Raw genomic sequence first — 14,284 nt, 5'->3', positions numbered from 1 at the left:
GTCTCCTGGTCCGCTCCCGTCTTCCTCGTAGCTGCCGGCCCCCAGGACGGGACCGTCGAGTCAAGGGTCAGCGAAGCTGATCGTGAAGCGACGCCGTAGGCGCCCTTGACCCGGCGGGCAAGTCGGCACACTCAAGCAGCGAGGAGGACGAAGGGCCATCGGATTAGAAGTGGATCGCCCTTTCGTGGACCAAGGACGCGCTGACCTACGCGTGATCGCTTGGCCCCTCTCTATCGCGGCAAGGTCATTTCGCGCATCTTTCGGATCTTGTTCTGTATGACGACCAGGAGGGGTGACCGATTCGTGGTGGGCGTTGCCTCAGTAGCGGTGGCCGGGCCAGTGGGGGTCATTCCAGCGGGCGGGGCCGGCGAGGCCGAGCAGTCGTATCCGGTGGAGCAGCTCTACGGGAGCGTTCCCGGTATGAAGCCGGGCGGGGGCGTGACGAATCAGCCAGGCCGTCAACTCGGTACGTAGCTCTTCCTCGCTGTCCCAGCTTCTCCAGGGGAGCTGGTCTCCCAGCAAGTCGTACTCCCAGTGCGCGACCGCTTCGGCCAGGTGCTGGTCGGCCACGGCGCACGTCTGTGCCTCCCAGACGTACAGCCATGGGCTGAGCGTCGCGGAGGCTTCGGCACACAGAGCTAGCACTTCGTGCGCGGGCACAGCAGGATCCGCGTCGATGAGGGTGGAGGCCCACCAGGCGTTCAGGAACTCCCGCACTGATGCTGCCTGCTCGGCAGGCCAGTGCTGCCATTGGCCGCGAGCGAATGCACGTCCGACCTCCTCCATGCCGAAGAGAGGCTCGACGAGGCCGCTGACCAGGGTCCTCGACAACTGGGGCAGAATGCGGCGTAACACCGATGAATGGTCATTCCAGTCGGTAGCCTGCCAAGTGCGGCGTAGAAGATCGAGGTCCAGCTCCGCGTCCGGCAGCTTCAACTGCGCGAGCTCTTCTGCGCTGCCCCAGTGGCACTCACAGTTGTGCTCGTCAGGATGGGCGGTCATGCCGTGGAAGGTGACGGCCATACAGTTCAACGCGGCGTCGAGACGGAACAGTGCGGGTGTCTGGTTGAGGTTCATCGGGGGCGTTCACCTTCAAAGACTCCGGAAGGTTGTGCCATCCGAAGGTTGCCACTCTAGCGAAGTCCGTGCTCCCGGGCCGGTGGTGAAGAAGACGGAAACGGCGCTGTCAGCTTGGGAATTGCATGGATCACGGCCTGCACGGGCGCTGACCTGGGCACGCCGGGAGCACGCTCGCCGCGCAGTCGGGCGCGAGCCTCGCCGACCTCAAGGCCCGAATGGGTCACGACAGCGACCGGGCCGCGCTGATCTACCAGCACGCCACGCGTGACGCTGACCAGAAGATCGCCGATGCGCTGGGCGCGCGAGTCGAGGCGGAGCGCGATGCCGGCAAGAGCTAATGGCCCGTTAATGGCACGAACGCCGCTTCCCATGATCGGAGAAGCGGCGTTTTGGCTGGTGGAGCCTAGGGGATTCGAACCCCTGACTTCCTGCTTGCAAAGCAGGCGCTCTGCCAGCTGAGCTAAGGCCCCTGGGCGGGCGCGAACTGCGAAGACAGGCAGATCTTCGAGCCCTCCGGTGCGTACACCGTAGCAACAGCCCGTGTGCGAGCGCCACTCGACAGCGCATGGGGCATGGCTGCGGGGGGTCAGGAGGCGGAGGTGACCACCGAGGGGGCGCCGACCTCGTTGCCCAGGACGAGGCCGGGGAACTCGGCGATGGAGTCGAGGATGTGGGTGGCGCCGCCGCCGAGCAGGCGCTCCCTGGTGTGGACCCCGGTGAGCACCCCGGCGACGATGGAGGCGCCCGCGCGCCGGCCGCAGAGCATGTCGCTCTCGGAGTCACCCGCCACGGCCACCTGCCGTACGTCGTCGACGCCGGAGCGCAGGACGGCGGTGAGCACCATGTCCGGGTACGGACGGCCACGTCCGGCGTCCTCCGGGCACAGCGCGAGGTCCAGCAGGTCGACCCAGCTGAGGGAGCTCAGCACCCGTCCCAGGGTGGCCCGGCTGAAGCCGGTGATCAGGGCGATCTTCAGGCCGGCCTGACGCAGCTTCTCGATCGCCTCGATGGTGCCGGGGATCGGGACCAGGCCGGCCCGCTCGATGGCTCCCTCGTACGAACGCTCGAAGGTGAGGTTGGCGGCCTGCGCCTGTGCCTCGTTGCCGGGGAAGATGCCGCGGAAGACTTCGATCTTCGGGCATCCCCGGGACCTGTGCACATGCACCATCGCGCGGGCATAGGCGCTGGTCCCGGGGACGATGCCCTGCGTGGCGATCGCCTCGGCGAACGCCCGTTCCACCATGTCGGTGTCACCGATCGTGGTCCCGGCCAGGTCCAGACAGGCCAGCTTCACGGGAGTCATTCCCCGCACCTCTGCCACGATCAAGCACCATCCCTGGTGGTCAGTTCTCGCTGCCGGTCGCCTCGGTCCACAGATCGAGCTCGGCCCGGTCGGCCTGCACCTTGCGCCAGACAAGGAGCCCGCCGACGGCGACCAGAGCGAGAACAAGCAGCTTCTTCACGGTGTGACCCCACTTCTTCGACGGTCTCACCTGCCGGGTGAGACAACGCCCGGTTCTACGGTTCCCTGCAGCCTAGCAAGGCTTCGGCGTCCGGCTCGGCCTGCCGGTAATTTCGGTGAACCTGAATACTGGTTTCGGATTTCCTGCCGAGTCCGTCGTACGACCGCGACGACAGGATGACGAGATCAGAACTGCCCAGCTCCCACCGGCGCTAACCCTGACGGCCGGGGCTATGGGCATTTGGAGGACACGTGGTTTCGGACAGGTGGGGGGCGCTCCGCTCTCAGCGGAAGCCACTCAAACCACTCAGGGAAGGGTCACGCAGAGACGGATCGTCGTTCCGTCGGCCCCGGTGCGCACGGCGAGGTCGGCCAGGCGGTTCATCAGCCACAGCCCGCGCCCGCCGAAGTCGAACCTCCTCGCGGGCTCCTCACGCTCCAGGACCTCGGCCGGGATGCCGGGACCCCCGTCCGTGATCTCGCACACGAGGGAGCCTGCCTCGCTCCACATGGCGATGCCGCGCGGCGGTGAGCCGTAACGGACGGCGTTGGCGACGGCCTCGTGCACCGCGAGGACGAAGTCCTCCAGCACGATGCCCTCCAGACCGGCCTCCTGCGCGGACACCATGACCAGATGTCGTACCCGGGTGACCGAACTACGGTCGAACTCCAGGCTGAGCAGGCTGCCCGCCACGGTTCTCCACCACCCTTCTGCTTCCCCCGCGCTCCTACACCACTTACCGCCCATACGGACCTGACACGTATTTTCCGGTACGGCTTGCGCCACCGTTCCAGCGGACCGCGGGCAGCAGAGGTCGCGCACGTGACGCTAGCGCATCGTCACAGCTCCGTCAGGAGCAGGCTCAGCGTCCGCTTGGTGTCGGCAAACGGTCTGGCCTGGATGCACAGGCGTTCCATGACCGCGAGATAGCGGTCGATGTCTTCGCGTTTCTCCAGGTAGATGGCACTGGTCAGTTGCTCGAGATAGACGACGTCGGGCAGGCCGACGCCCGCGAAGCGCAGGATGCTGAACGGCCCGCCCGCGGCCGCGTGCCCTCCGGCGCTGAACGGGATGACCTGGAGCGTCACACGGGGCAGGTTGACCATTTCGAGCAGGTGCTCGATCTGGGCCCGCATCACCTCCGGGCCGCCGACCGGACGTCGCAGCACGGCCTCGTCGATCACCGCCCACAGGTTCGGGGCGTCCGGCCGGGCCAGCAGTTCCTGGCGGTCCATCCGCAGCCGTACGCGGCGCTCGATCTCCTCCGCCGGAGCGTCCGGATGTCCGAGCCGCACCACCGCCGCGGCGTACTCGGGGGTCTGCAGCAGCCCGGGGACGAACTGCACCTCGTAGCAGCGGATGGTGCTCGCGGCCTGCTCCAGGCCGACGTACGCCTCGAACCAGGAGGGCAGGACGTCGTCGTACTTGTGCCACCAGCCCGGCGCGTTGGCCTGGGCGACGAGGGACAGCAACGCCTCGCGCTCCGCCTCGTCGCTGACGCCGTACAGGGTGAGGAGATCGGCGACGTCGCGGCGGCGGAAACCGACGCGCCCGAGTTCCATCCGGCTGATCTTCGAATGCGAGGCGCGGATGGCGTGCCCGGCCTCCTCCAGCCGGATGTGCTTGCTTTCCCGCAGGCGGCGCAGCTGGGTGCCGAGGAGGAGACGCAGAACGGTGGGACTACGGCGTGACTGTGACGCCAGGTCAGGGAGTTGAGGCACACCCTCCGCAGGGGCCGCAGTCATATGAGGTCCTTTGAGGTGCACCGGTGTTTACGCCCTGTTAACGATACTCTCCCCGTCGTCTCGCGCAAGCGGTGCGATCAGTTCTGCAGCAGATCGTCGAATTCGCCCTCTTTGGCGGAGCGGACGAAAGCGGCGATGTCCTGGACGGGCATGATCAGGGCGGGGCCGGACGGGTGCCGGGAGTTGCGCAGCGCCACCAGACCCTGAGGAAGCGCGGCGATCTCGACGCAGTTGCCGTTCGGATTGCTGTGCCGGCTCTTGCGCCAGCCCACCCGGCCCAGATGAGATGAGGGCATCCCGTTGTAGATCACGGACATGTGGGGCCTCGTTTCGGATTCCCCGCTCATGCAAGGACTTTCAAGCGCTTGCACGTGCATCTGTACTTGCACAGCAGCACCAATGGGAGCAGTATGACTTACTGAGTCATCCCGCCACACGGTCGACATCAACCTCATAAGGCTCTCAATGACTGGTTATCGGACAGACCGCGCTTCACTCGCAGAAGCCGATAGCGGTGCCCGTGATCCCTGGCTGGGTACGCTTGAGCAGGTCTTTCCGGACGGCGTGCGGTGGCCGTGGACCAATGGAACGGAGCCCGACGGCGCACCCCAGGTGGCGGTGCACGAATTCCACCGCGAAAGTCTCGCCGCGCGCACCGCGCGCCACTTCACGACGGGTGTGCTGCGCACCTGGTCGATGGACGACGTCTCCGACGACGCCGCGCTCGCGGTCTGCGAACTGGTCACGAACGCCCTGCGGCATGGTCTGCGCCACCAGGCGATCCACCCCGTCCCGGTACGCCTGCTGATGTTCCGGTCGACCCGGGCGCTGCTGTGCATGGTCACGGACCCCAGCAGCGCCGCCCCGGTGCTGCGTGAGCCCGACTACGTGTCGGAGACGGGACGCGGCCTCCAGGTCGTCGCGGGGGTCAGCCGCATGTGGGGCTGGACGCCCCTGCGTCCCGTGGGCAAGGCGGTCTGGGCCGGCTTCACGGCCGAGCGCTCCGGCTCGCACTGCTGACCCACCGGGCCCTCCTCACCCCCGTCAGGCACCCACCCGGCCCTTCCCCTCTCTTCAGCCCGATTTTCCTCGGTAGTATCGCCGTCTGGGCTGAACGGAGGATCATGCCGGGTTTCCCCCCGGTCGAGCCAGTGGGTTTCGACCCGTCCATCCCGAACGAGGCCCGGGTCTACGACTACTGGCTCGGCGGGAAGAACAACTTCGCCGCGGACCGCAAAGCCGCGGAGATGGCGCTGCAGATCGCGCCCGAGCTGCCGATAATGTGCCGCGAGGGACGCAAGTTCATGCGCAGGACCGTACGGTTCCTGGCCGAGGCCGGAATACGGCAGTTCGTCGACATCGGGTGCGGCCTGCCGACCCAGGGCAACGTCCACGAGATCGCGCAGCGGTACGCCCCCGACGCCCGGGTGGTGTACGTGGACTACGACCCCGTCGTGGTGAACCACGGGCAGGCGCTGGTCGAGGACGACGAGCGCGTGGTGGTGATCCACGGCGACGTGCGCGACCCCGACGGGCTGTTCGCGCACCCGCGGCTGCGCGGGCTCGTGGATCTCGGCGAGCCCGTGGCCGTCCTGCTCGTCGGCGTCCTCTCCACCATCAACGACGACGATCTGACGCTCGCCATCACCCGGCGGTTACGCCAAGTGATCACCCCCGGCAGCTACATCGTCATCAGCCACGCGGTCTCCGACATCCGGCCGGAGGTGACGGACAAGCTGTCCCTCCTGTTCGCCAACGAGTGGGCCGCCAAGGACGACGGCCGCACGCGCCTGCCCACCCGGGCGGAAATTCCTCGGCTGTTCGGAGACCTTGAGCTGGTGGAACCCGGCCTCGTCCTGCTGCCGGACTGGCGCCCTGAGCCGGGTAGGCTGCGGCCGCCGAAGAACACGGTGTGGTCGGTCGGCGGCGTCGGCCGCAAAGCCTGACGCGGCACCCTTGTTAGATCTTCGTTGAATATTAACGTGCCTAAGCATTGACAGAAGTAGCGTCAGACGACGACGCTCAGTGAATACTCCAGCTTCCCTAGGGAGGTGGGACAGCGATGATCATCGCCATGTCCTGCTCCATGACCGCCCGCCCGTGCGCGGCGAGCGGTGGATCGACCACCGGCGTGCTCAGCCGGTGCACTTCGTGACCTCCGCCGCGGATCAGTGCGGAGTTCTCTACACAGACACTTATCTCAGCGTCAGGTGGTCCCCGGCGGACGCGTCGGTGATCATCGATGGCGAGGTCGACGTCTCCAACAGTGAGGCCCTGGCGAGCGCGCTCGCCGTGGCGAGGAAGGCGAGCGCCGAGATCGTCATCGACACGGGCGACCTGCGGTTCATCGATCTCGCGGGGCTGCGGGCCCTGCTGGCTCCCGCCTCCTTCGTCACGCACGACGCCGTACGGCTGCGGAACGTGCCGCCGTACCTGGGCCGTCTGCTGAGGATGCTCGACTACTGACGACCACCAAGGACTACGAAGGACTGCCGAGGAGCTCAGCCGACGAGGTCGCGCGCCAGCGTCTCTATCCGGTCCCGCCACTCCTCCAGCACGGAGGTGTGGCCGGTCGCGCCGGTGTCCGTGACGACCAGCCGCGCGCCGTGTCCGGTGCCCCTGGACAGCTCCCAGCGCACCCGTCGCCCATCTTCGGCATGAATGGCCCCGGGCCGCTCCGGCCCCGCCGGTGCGACCGTGAACTCCACGTACGCCGGCGTCTCCGCGCCGGGCCCCGCGCCCGGAGCCCCCGGCGTACGGACGGCCGTGACGGTCCCCTCGCCGAGGCGGTCCGGCACCGGGGCACCGATCGTCGCCCCGGCGGCCCCCACGGCGTTCCAGACCTCCTCCACCGGCCGCGTGAGCTGCCGTTCGAACCGCACCTGCCGGCCGCCCGGCCCGCCCTCTCGTCCGGCCACCGCCTCGGTGAGCCCGAACGCCTCCACGTACGCCTGATGGAGCTCCGGGAAGTTCCCCTCCGGCCACTCGGGTGACCGTCCGGCGACGACCGCTTCCAACGCGCCGAGGCAGACCTGCCACCCGGAGGCGTAGCTCGCCGCGGCCGGGCGGTCGTCGAAGACCTGCGTGAAGACGAGCAGGCAGCCGCCGTCCTCCTCCGGCGACAGCTCGAAGCGCAGCAGGTTGTCGCCCTCGCGGGGCATCTCGGGGGTGGAGCGCTGGACGAAGGCGAACACGCGGGGCGGGTCCAGCTCGGTGATCTCCGCGTCCAGCGTCATGCCGCCACCGAACACGATCTTCCCGCCCACCCGCAGGTCCATCGCGGCGACCGTGAACGGGAACCACCGGCCGAGCCGCTCGGGCTCGGTGATCGCCCGCCAGACCTTCTCCCTCGGGTGGGACAGCCTGCGCTCCATCCGCAGCACCGGCCGTCCGTCGAGCTCGTCGAGCGTCGCCTTCACGTCATCTCCTCCGGGTCGTCGTCGGGCGTCTCGTCCAGATGCCTCTCCAGCGCGTCGAAGCTCGCCGACCACAGCCTCCGGTACGGCGCGAGCCACGCGTCGATCTCGGCGAGCGGCTCGGGGCGGAGCTCGTACCACCGGCGCTGGGCGTCCCTGCGCACGCGGACCAGCCCGGCCTCGCGCAGCACCTTGAGGTGCTTGGAGGTGCCGGGCTGGGTCAGGCCGAGCCGCTCGGTGAGCTCCCCGACGAGGCGGGGGCGTTCGAGCAGCAGGTCGAGGATCCGCCGCCGCACGGGCTCGGCGAGTACGTCGAAGGTCGCTGGCACGACCCCGAACATACCCGCTCGGCTATATTCCCGCAAGGTTATGTAATCAGCTGAGGATCTCGTCGAGCTCCTTCAGGGCAGCGTCGTCCGGCCGCCATCCGGCCGCCGCCGCGTTGGCCGCGACCTGCTCCGGCCGGGTCGCGCCCGCGATCACCGACGACACGGCGGGCCGCGCGAGCAGTCCCCCGATGGCCACGTCCAGCAGGGTCACGCCCTGCCGCTCGGCGAACTCCCGCAGCCTCTCCACCACGTCGAACCGCTCGCCGGTCAGATACTGCGGGCGGCCCGCGAGGCGGCTACCCTCCGGCGGCTGCTCCCCGCGCCGATACTTGCCGGTCAGCAGGCCGTTGGCGAGCGGGAAGTACGGCAGCAGGCCGATGCCGTGGTGCGTCAGCGCCGGGACGAGCTCCTGCTCCACCCGGCGGTCCAGCAGGCTGTACTCGTTCTGGGCGCTGACGAAGCGCTCCAGACCCCCGGTGCGGGCGATCCAGTCCGCGTCGGTGACCTGCCAGGCGGCGAAGTTGGACGAGCCCAGGTAGCGGACCTTCCCCTCCCGCACCAGGTCCGTCAGGACCGACAGGGTCTCCTCGACCGGTGTGGACGGATCGGGGAAGTGCAACTGGTAGAGGTCGATCCAGTCGGTCCCGAGCCGGCGCAGCGACCGTTCGACCGCCAGGCGGACATAGCGCCGCGAGGCCCGCGCGCCCCAGTCGGGCCCGTTGGCGCCGTGCACGTCCCCGCCGAACTTGGTCGCGAGGACGACCTGGTCACGCCGCCCCTTCAGCACCTCGCCGAGCAGGGCCTCCGACTCCCCGTAGATGTCCGCGGTGTCGATCAGCGTGACGCCGGCGTCGAGCGCGGCGTCGACCACGGCGCGCGTGGCGTCGAGGTCGATCCTGCGGCCGAAGTTGTTGCCGCCGAGGCCGACGGCCGAGACGACGAGCCCCGAGTCCCCCAGCCGCCGATAGGTCATCTCCGTCATGGTTCCCCTCACAGTCCCCTCACCGTCCGCCTCGCCGGCGGCGGAAGCATCACCTCACCGTATTTCGCGCCATCGGAGAGGCCGTCCGGGGGGCGCACGGCGGACGCCCGCGAGAGGATGCCGGGCATGACCACCGTGCGGCACGCTGTCCGGGCCATCCTGTTCGACGGCGACGACGTCGTCCTGTTCCGCCGGGTGCGGCCCGAGCGTGAGCCTTACTGGGTCACGCCGGGCGGCGGGGTGGAGCCGGGCGACGTCTCCCTGGACGCGGCGCTGCGCCGCGAGCTCGACGAGGAGCTGGGCGCCACGGCGGGACCGGCGCTGCACGTGTTCACCCTCGCCGAGCCGGGCCGCCTGAGCACCGTCTTCGCCTGCCGGCTCGTCTCGCTCGACCTGTCGCGCCGCAGCGGCCCGGAGTTCCTCGAACCGGACGTCGGCCTGCACCAGGTCCGGCGGGTCCGCCCCGCGGACGTGCGCACGCTGAACATGGTGCCGCCGGAGCTGGGGGAGTTCATCTCGGCGAGCGCCGCCACGCTGCCCGCGCTGCTCGACGCCTCGACGTACGCCCCGGGCCGGTACCGGCCGGTCGTGGACGTGCATCTGCTGCTGACGGACGGGGACAGGGTGCTGCTCGGCCGCCGCCACGGCACCGGGTACGCCGACGGGGAGTGGCAGATCATGCCGTCCGGGCACCTGGAGGACGGGGAGACGGCCGTCGACGCCACGGTCCGCGAGGCGCGCGAGGAGCTGGGCATCGAGCCGTACGGCTGCGAGGTGGTCCACGTGATGCACCATCGCAACCCGGGCGGCACGGCCCGCGTCGGGTTGTTCCTCGTGCCCAGGGGATACACCGGCGCGCCGGTCAACGCCGAACCGCACAAGTGCGCGGAGCTGGGCTGGTTCCCGATGGACCGGCTGCCCGAGCGGACGGTGCCGTACGCGCGGGCGGGCGTCGAGGCCGTGCGCCGTGCGCTCGCCCACGGCCGGACGGCCGCCGAGTCGAACGGGTCCCGCCCGCCGGTCTTCTCCCTGCACGGGTGGGAGACGCCGGGCGCGGCGGAGGCGGCGGCCGAGGCGGCGCGGTCCGGGTTCGAGGAGGTCACGGTCTGTCTCGTCGGCTGGCTCGACGGCACGCCGCTCGTGCGGTCCGACGAGGAGACCGACCGTCTGCCCTCGACGGTCGTACGGCCGGGGGAGGACGTCGAGGCGGCGCTGGCGCGGATCGCGGCGGCCGGGGCGATCGGGGCGATCGGGGAGACGTGGTTCGCGGGCGCGGACGACTACGTCTCGCCGGCCGGACGCCCCGGGCGGCGGCTGGCCTTCGCCGCCCGCCTGACCACCCCGCCCGAGGGCGTGGTGCCGCTGCCGGCGGGGTCGCTCGGCCGTCTCCCGAACGCCGAGCGGGCGTTCGTCCGCTCTTCGGGACTTCTGTACGGCGTGTCCGGCCGATAGCCTGATCCGGGGCGTGCCGGGAAGTCTGGTCGGCGAAGGGGTCTCCCATACCCGGGAGGCCGGACCGCCGACCGGAAGGCAGCCGTGAGCACAGCCGTACGTCCTGGGCAGGTGAGATCATGCGTGCCCGTGATCTCCTAGTGCCGTTCCCCACGGTGGGGCTCGACTCCCCCGTGGCCGAGGCCGCGCGTCTCATGGCCGAACGCGAACTGCCGGGGCTGATCGTGCTGGACGAGCACGGCACGCCGGTGTCGATCCTGCCCGGCACGCAGGTGCTGCGCCTGGCCGTGCCCCGCTACTGCCAGGACGATCCGGCGCTGGCCCGGGTGATCGACGAGGCGCACGCCGACGCGTTCGTACGCGCGCTGGGCGGGCGCACGGTCCGGCAGGCGTTGCCGGAGCGTCCGCGCGAACTGCCGGTCACCGACCCGGACGCCACCCTCCTGGAGATCGGCGCGCTGATGGCGCGCACCCGCAGTCCCCTGGTCGCGGTGCTGGACGGCGGCCGGCTGCTGGGCGCGGTCACGCTCTCCGCGCTGCTCAAGCGGCTCGCATGACGGTGACCGCCTGGGTGGCGGCGATCGTCTTCGCCGCCACGTACGTCCTCATCGCGACCGAGAAGATCCACCGGGTCAAGGCCGCCCTGGGCGGCGCCGCGATCATGCTGCTGGTCCACGCGACGGCGGCCGGCTCCGCGTTCTTCTCGCAGGAGTCCGGCGTGGACTGGAACGTCGTCTTCCTGCTGCTCGGCATGATGATCATCGTCGGCGTGCTGCGGCAGACCGGCGTGTTCGAATACCTGGCGATCTGGGCGGCCAAACGCGCCAGGGGACGGCCGTTCCGGCTCATGGTGCTGCTCCTGGTGATCACGGCTCTGGCGTCGGCGCTGCTGGACAACGTCACGACCGTGCTGCTGATCGCGCCGGTGACGTTCCTCGTCTGCGAGCGCCTCGCCCTGCCGGTCGCGCCGTTCCTGATCGCCGAGGCGATGGCGTCCAACATCGGCGGCACCGCGACGCTCGTCGGCGACCCGCCGAACATCATCATCGCCTCCCGCGCCGGGCTGACCTTCAACGACTTCCTCGTCCACCTGGCGCCGCTGGTGATCGTGCTGACGGCGGTGTTCATCGGGCTGTGCCGGGTGCTGTTCCGCGGCGCCTTCCGGTACGACCCGGAACGGGCCGCCGAGATCATGCAACTCGACGAGAAGGCGGCCATCGAGGACCGGGTCATGCTCGTGCAGAGCCTGTCGGTGCTCGGGGTGGTCGTCGCCGCGTTCGTGCTGCACCCGGTGCTGCACTACGAACCGTCCGTCGTGGCGCTGCTCGGGGCGGGGCTGCTCGTGCTGGTCACCAAGATCACCACGGACGAGGCCCTGCGCGAGGTGGAGTGGCCGACGCTGGTGTTCTTCGCCGGGCTGTTCGTGATGGTCGGCGCGCTCGTCGAGACCGGCGTGATCGCCCAGGTGTCGCAGGCCGCGGCGGAGGCGACCGCAGGGCGGCCGGGCGTGACGGCCATGGTCCTGCTCTGGGCCTCGGCCGGGCTGTCGGCGATCGTGGACAACATCCCCTACGTCGCCACGATGAGCCCGATCGTGGCCGACCTCGCCCAGCACGTGCCGGGCGACCACGACGTCCTGTGGTGGGCCCTCGCGCTGGGCGCGGACCTCGGCGGGAACGCCACCGCCGTCGGCGCCTCCGCCAACGTCGTCATCCTCGGCATCGCCGAGCGCAACGGCGCGCGCATCAGCTTCTGGGAGTTCACCAAGTACGGCCTGATCGTCACCGTCGTCACCGTGACCCTGGCCACGCCGTACCTCTGGCTGCGCTACCTGCTCTGAGCCCGGCTCTGTGGAGCCGGAGTGCCGGGCGATCGCCCGACAGCTACAGCGATTTTGCCCATATGCGCATTTCAGCCTGATTTCGGGAATCCGCGTCCCCGGTCCGCTCATCGGACCGGGGAATTGCGCTCGCGAATATGAGTAGGGGGATACTTACCCGAGCCGACCGCGATTCTCCGTAACGTTTCTTCGAGGAGCCCGTCATTCGGGAAGCCCGCCCCCGTTCCCTTCGGACGACCCGGCCCGTCCCGTCCGGGCGACCCCGACCCGTTCCCCTCGAATCACCCCGACTCGTTCCGGAGACGATCATGCCGGTACGCCTGATCGTGGCCCTCGCCGTGGCCGCCGCCGCGTTCTGGGCCACGCCGGCGCAGGCCACGAGCTGCCCACCCCCGCCCAACGTGATCGGTCAGACGTACGAGCAGGCGTACGCGACGCTCAACGGCCATTTCGGCTATGGGGTCGTGACCGTGCCCGATCCCGTGCCTCCCGGGACGAGTTTCGTGAGCAGCGCGGAGACGTTGTCGTGCATCGAATTCAAAATCACGGGTGTCCGGGTCTACCTGGAAGGGCAGGTGCCCGACCTGACCGGGATGACGCTGACCGCGGCCACCGCCGAAGCGGAGAAGGCCGGGTTCGGCGTGACCACCGGGCAGCCGGAGGCCACCGGCGAGTGGAAGGTCGCCCAGCAGACTCCCGCGCCCGGCGGGCGGCTCGCCTACGGGCAGGCCGTCAGCCTGCTCCTCGACGGCTCGATCGAGGTGCCGTACCTCATCGGCCGTTCGGTCGGGGAGGCGCGGCAGATGACGGCGGACCTGGGGCTGACGCTCGGAGGGGTGGACGACGCGCGCGACGACCAGATCGTCGAGGACCAGAGTCCGCCCGGCGGAGGCGAGCTGACCATCGGCGACGCCGTCTACGTCGTCCTGAGCGAAGTGTCCGCGGTGAGCCCGCCTGTGAGTCCACCGCTGAGCCCACCTGTGAGTCCACCGGCGAGCCCGGACGACAGCCCCGCACCGAGTCCCCCGGAGTCGCCGCAGCCGGAGGAGTCGCCCGAGGCGAGCCCTGAGCCGGTGCCGACGGTCCCGTTCTCCGGCGAGGAGACGGGCTCCGACTTCGGTGTGCAACCGTGGCTCGCCGTCGTCGTGGTCGCCGCCGCGCTCCTCGGCCTCGCCGGATGGAAGGCCCGGGACGGCCGGCGCGCGCCCGACCGGGACCACGACCGCCGCCGGGAGGTACGACTCGTCTCCCGCGCCGATCCGTCCCCGAACGTGCGCATCCACGAGAGCCGCGACTCCCGCCCGGCCGTACGCCTCCACGCGGTCGCGGACCCGGGTCGGCAGGAGATCCGGGAAGGCCTGTCATGAACCTGACCATCAACCCGAATCCGGGCACGGCCGCCCTCGCGCTCTGTGACGGCGTGCGCGGCGCGGTGGTGGCGGCGGCACGCGTCGTCCGCGACCCCCAGGTGATCAACACGATCTGCCGCGACGCCCCGGACCTCGCCGGACAACTCGTCGCTCAGCTGCCCGAGGCCGGCGCCGGCCTGCTCCACGGGATCACTCTCGGGACGGTCCTGGCGGCCGGGTGGCAGAAGTCCGGCGAACTGCGGACCGCCGCGGTGCGCAGTCACGAGGAGGGCTTCCGTGGGAAGACCAACCAGACCCGTCTGGCCGCGCACTCGATCACCTCGGAGCACCGCCCGTACGTCGAGGTCTACGCCGACGAGCGCAAGGTGCTCACGATCACGTTCTCCGTCGATCTGACGTTCACGATCGGGCTGCTGCACGCGGGAATCCGCGACGGGCGGCTGGTGACCCTCCATCCCGGCGGGGACTGCGAGGTCGCCGTGAGCTGGGGGATGGAGGGATTCAAGATCGGTGAGAAGAAGGTGCCGATCCGCGTCCCAGCCGTCGCCGTTCCCCTCGGCGCCGGAATCCTGCTGGCCCGGCCACCCTTCTGACCGCGTCCCGCGTT

18 protein-coding genes and 1 tRNA gene are annotated in these 14,284 nt (G+C 69.9%); 9 read left to right on the top strand and 10 right to left on the bottom strand.

Annotated elements, in window-relative coordinates; translation table 11 throughout:
- Positions 1-318: 318 nt before the first annotated feature.
- Positions 319-1,077, bottom strand: coding sequence for a hypothetical protein (locus HHX40_RS20165; protein ID WP_182881846.1), 759 nt, complete (start codon positions 1,075-1,077; stop codon positions 319-321).
- Between the two features lie 218 nt (positions 1,078-1,295).
- Between HHX40_RS20165 and HHX40_RS36870 the strand changes: the two genes are divergently transcribed.
- Complete coding sequence (locus tag HHX40_RS36870; RefSeq protein WP_259403757.1) at positions 1,296-1,418, top strand: hypothetical protein; 123 nt, start codon at positions 1,296-1,298, stop codon at positions 1,416-1,418.
- Positions 1,419-1,474: 56 nt separating this feature from the next.
- Here the strand turns inward: HHX40_RS36870 and HHX40_RS20160 are convergent.
- The 6 genes from HHX40_RS20160 to HHX40_RS20140 all read right to left on the bottom strand — a co-directional run bounded on the left by HHX40_RS20160 (position 1,475) and on the right by HHX40_RS20140 (position 4,605).
- Positions 1,475-1,550, bottom strand: a tRNA-Ala gene (locus HHX40_RS20160).
- Positions 1,551-1,666: 116 nt separating this feature from the next.
- On the bottom strand, positions 1,667-2,383 hold the full coding sequence (locus tag HHX40_RS20155; protein ID WP_182881845.1) for an HAD family hydrolase: 717 nt from the start codon (positions 2,381-2,383) through the stop codon (positions 1,667-1,669).
- 40 nt (positions 2,384-2,423) lie between these two features.
- A complete protein-coding gene (locus HHX40_RS35810; protein WP_208802288.1) occupies positions 2,424-2,543 on the bottom strand; it encodes a DLW-39 family protein in 120 nt (39 codons plus the stop codon).
- Positions 2,544-2,849: 306 nt separating this feature from the next.
- Entirely contained in the window at positions 2,850-3,236 is a 387-nt protein-coding gene (locus HHX40_RS20150; RefSeq protein ID WP_182881844.1) for an ATP-binding protein, read from the bottom strand.
- 146 nt (positions 3,237-3,382) lie between these two features.
- The gene (locus HHX40_RS20145) at positions 3,383-4,288 is read right to left on the bottom strand and encodes a helix-turn-helix domain-containing protein (RefSeq protein WP_182881843.1); all 906 of its coding nucleotides are present in this window, start codon (positions 4,286-4,288) and stop codon (positions 3,383-3,385) included.
- A gap of 77 nt (positions 4,289-4,365) precedes the next feature.
- On the bottom strand, positions 4,366-4,605 hold the full coding sequence (locus HHX40_RS20140) for a DUF397 domain-containing protein (protein ID WP_182881842.1): 240 nt from the start codon (positions 4,603-4,605) through the stop codon (positions 4,366-4,368).
- 301 nt (positions 4,606-4,906) lie between these two features.
- Between HHX40_RS20140 and HHX40_RS20135 the strand changes: the two genes are divergently transcribed.
- The 3 genes from HHX40_RS20135 to HHX40_RS37770 all read left to right on the top strand — a co-directional run bounded on the left by HHX40_RS20135 (position 4,907) and on the right by HHX40_RS37770 (position 6,754).
- On the top strand, positions 4,907-5,308 hold the full coding sequence (locus HHX40_RS20135) for an ATP-binding protein (protein ID WP_310738200.1): 402 nt from the start codon (positions 4,907-4,909) through the stop codon (positions 5,306-5,308).
- Positions 5,309-5,412: 104 nt separating this feature from the next.
- The gene (locus HHX40_RS20130; protein WP_182881840.1) at positions 5,413-6,234 is read left to right on the top strand and encodes an SAM-dependent methyltransferase; all 822 of its coding nucleotides are present in this window, start codon (positions 5,413-5,415) and stop codon (positions 6,232-6,234) included.
- A 286-nt stretch (positions 6,235-6,520) separates the two neighbouring features.
- Positions 6,521-6,754 (top strand): STAS domain-containing protein, encoded by a 234-nt coding sequence (locus HHX40_RS37770; protein ID WP_182881839.1) that lies wholly within the window; start codon positions 6,521-6,523, stop codon positions 6,752-6,754.
- Between the two features lie 35 nt (positions 6,755-6,789).
- Here HHX40_RS37770 and HHX40_RS20120 read toward each other — a convergent pair whose 3' ends face one another.
- The 3 genes from HHX40_RS20120 to HHX40_RS20110 are packed head-to-tail and all read right to left on the bottom strand — an operon-like array spanning position 6,790 to position 9,015.
- Positions 6,790-7,707, bottom strand: coding sequence for an SRPBCC family protein (locus HHX40_RS20120; protein WP_310738199.1), 918 nt, complete (start codon positions 7,705-7,707; stop codon positions 6,790-6,792).
- The gene (locus HHX40_RS20115; protein ID WP_111697521.1) at positions 7,704-8,033 is read right to left on the bottom strand and encodes an ArsR/SmtB family transcription factor; all 330 of its coding nucleotides are present in this window, start codon (positions 8,031-8,033) and stop codon (positions 7,704-7,706) included. Before HHX40_RS20115 ends, HHX40_RS20120 begins: the two co-directional genes overlap by 4 nt.
- Positions 8,034-8,079: 46 nt before the next feature.
- The gene (locus HHX40_RS20110) at positions 8,080-9,015 is read right to left on the bottom strand and encodes an aldo/keto reductase (RefSeq protein WP_220499350.1); all 936 of its coding nucleotides are present in this window, start codon (positions 9,013-9,015) and stop codon (positions 8,080-8,082) included.
- Positions 9,016-9,141: 126 nt separating this feature from the next.
- Between HHX40_RS20110 and HHX40_RS20105 the strand changes: the two genes are divergently transcribed.
- The 5 genes from HHX40_RS20105 (at position 9,142) to HHX40_RS20085 (ending at position 14,270) form a co-directional block, all read left to right on the top strand.
- On the top strand, positions 9,142-10,467 hold the full coding sequence (locus HHX40_RS20105) for an NUDIX domain-containing protein (RefSeq protein ID WP_182881838.1): 1,326 nt from the start codon (positions 9,142-9,144) through the stop codon (positions 10,465-10,467).
- A 119-nt stretch (positions 10,468-10,586) separates the two neighbouring features.
- Complete coding sequence (locus HHX40_RS20100) at positions 10,587-11,024, top strand: CBS domain-containing protein (RefSeq protein WP_111697468.1); 438 nt, start codon at positions 10,587-10,589, stop codon at positions 11,022-11,024.
- Positions 11,021-12,307 (top strand): ArsB/NhaD family transporter, encoded by a 1,287-nt coding sequence (locus HHX40_RS20095; protein WP_182881837.1) that lies wholly within the window; start codon positions 11,021-11,023, stop codon positions 12,305-12,307. The genes HHX40_RS20100 and HHX40_RS20095 overlap by 4 nt, the downstream gene beginning before the upstream one ends.
- A gap of 308 nt (positions 12,308-12,615) precedes the next feature.
- Positions 12,616-13,674: a PASTA domain-containing protein gene (locus HHX40_RS20090; RefSeq protein ID WP_182881836.1), complete on the top strand. Its 1,059-nt coding sequence runs from the start codon at positions 12,616-12,618 to the stop codon at positions 13,672-13,674.
- The gene (locus HHX40_RS20085; protein WP_182881835.1) at positions 13,671-14,270 is read left to right on the top strand and encodes a hypothetical protein; all 600 of its coding nucleotides are present in this window, start codon (positions 13,671-13,673) and stop codon (positions 14,268-14,270) included. Before HHX40_RS20090 ends, HHX40_RS20085 begins: the two co-directional genes overlap by 4 nt.
- Positions 14,271-14,284 lie beyond the last annotated feature (14 nt).

The organism is Microbispora sp. H10949, assembly GCF_014161435.1.
Classification (GTDB): Bacteria; Actinomycetota; Actinomycetes; order Streptosporangiales; family Streptosporangiaceae; genus Microbispora; species Microbispora triticiradicis.
This window is presented reverse-complemented; position numbering and strand designations above follow the sequence as displayed.

What these genes read in the sequence shown, in the direction of transcription:
- HHX40_RS20165 (WP_182881846.1), bottom strand. Translation starts at nt 1,077, where the DNA reads ATGAACCTCAACCAGACACCCGCACTGTTCCGTCTCGACGCCGCGTTG.
- HHX40_RS36870 (WP_259403757.1), top strand. Translation starts at nt 1,296, where the DNA reads ATGGGTCACGACAGCGACCGGGCCGCGCTGATCTACCAGCACGCCACG.
- HHX40_RS20155 (WP_182881845.1), bottom strand. Translation starts at nt 2,383, where the DNA reads ATGACTCCCGTGAAGCTGGCCTGTCTGGACCTGGCCGGGACCACGATC.
- HHX40_RS20145 (WP_182881843.1), bottom strand. Translation starts at nt 4,288, where the DNA reads ATGACTGCGGCCCCTGCGGAGGGTGTGCCTCAACTCCCTGACCTGGCG.
- HHX40_RS20140 (WP_182881842.1), bottom strand. Translation starts at nt 4,605, where the DNA reads ATGTCCGTGATCTACAACGGGATGCCCTCATCTCATCTGGGCCGGGTG.
- HHX40_RS20130 (WP_182881840.1), top strand. Translation starts at nt 5,413, where the DNA reads ATGCCGGGTTTCCCCCCGGTCGAGCCAGTGGGTTTCGACCCGTCCATC.
- HHX40_RS20110 (WP_220499350.1), bottom strand. Translation starts at nt 9,015, where the DNA reads ATGACGGAGATGACCTATCGGCGGCTGGGGGACTCGGGGCTCGTCGTC.
- HHX40_RS20105 (WP_182881838.1), top strand. Translation starts at nt 9,142, where the DNA reads ATGACCACCGTGCGGCACGCTGTCCGGGCCATCCTGTTCGACGGCGAC.
- HHX40_RS20100 (WP_111697468.1), top strand. Translation starts at nt 10,587, where the DNA reads ATGCGTGCCCGTGATCTCCTAGTGCCGTTCCCCACGGTGGGGCTCGAC.
- HHX40_RS20095 (WP_182881837.1), top strand. Translation starts at nt 11,021, where the DNA reads ATGACGGTGACCGCCTGGGTGGCGGCGATCGTCTTCGCCGCCACGTAC.
- HHX40_RS20090 (WP_182881836.1), top strand. Translation starts at nt 12,616, where the DNA reads ATGCCGGTACGCCTGATCGTGGCCCTCGCCGTGGCCGCCGCCGCGTTC.
- HHX40_RS20085 (WP_182881835.1), top strand. Translation starts at nt 13,671, where the DNA reads ATGAACCTGACCATCAACCCGAATCCGGGCACGGCCGCCCTCGCGCTC.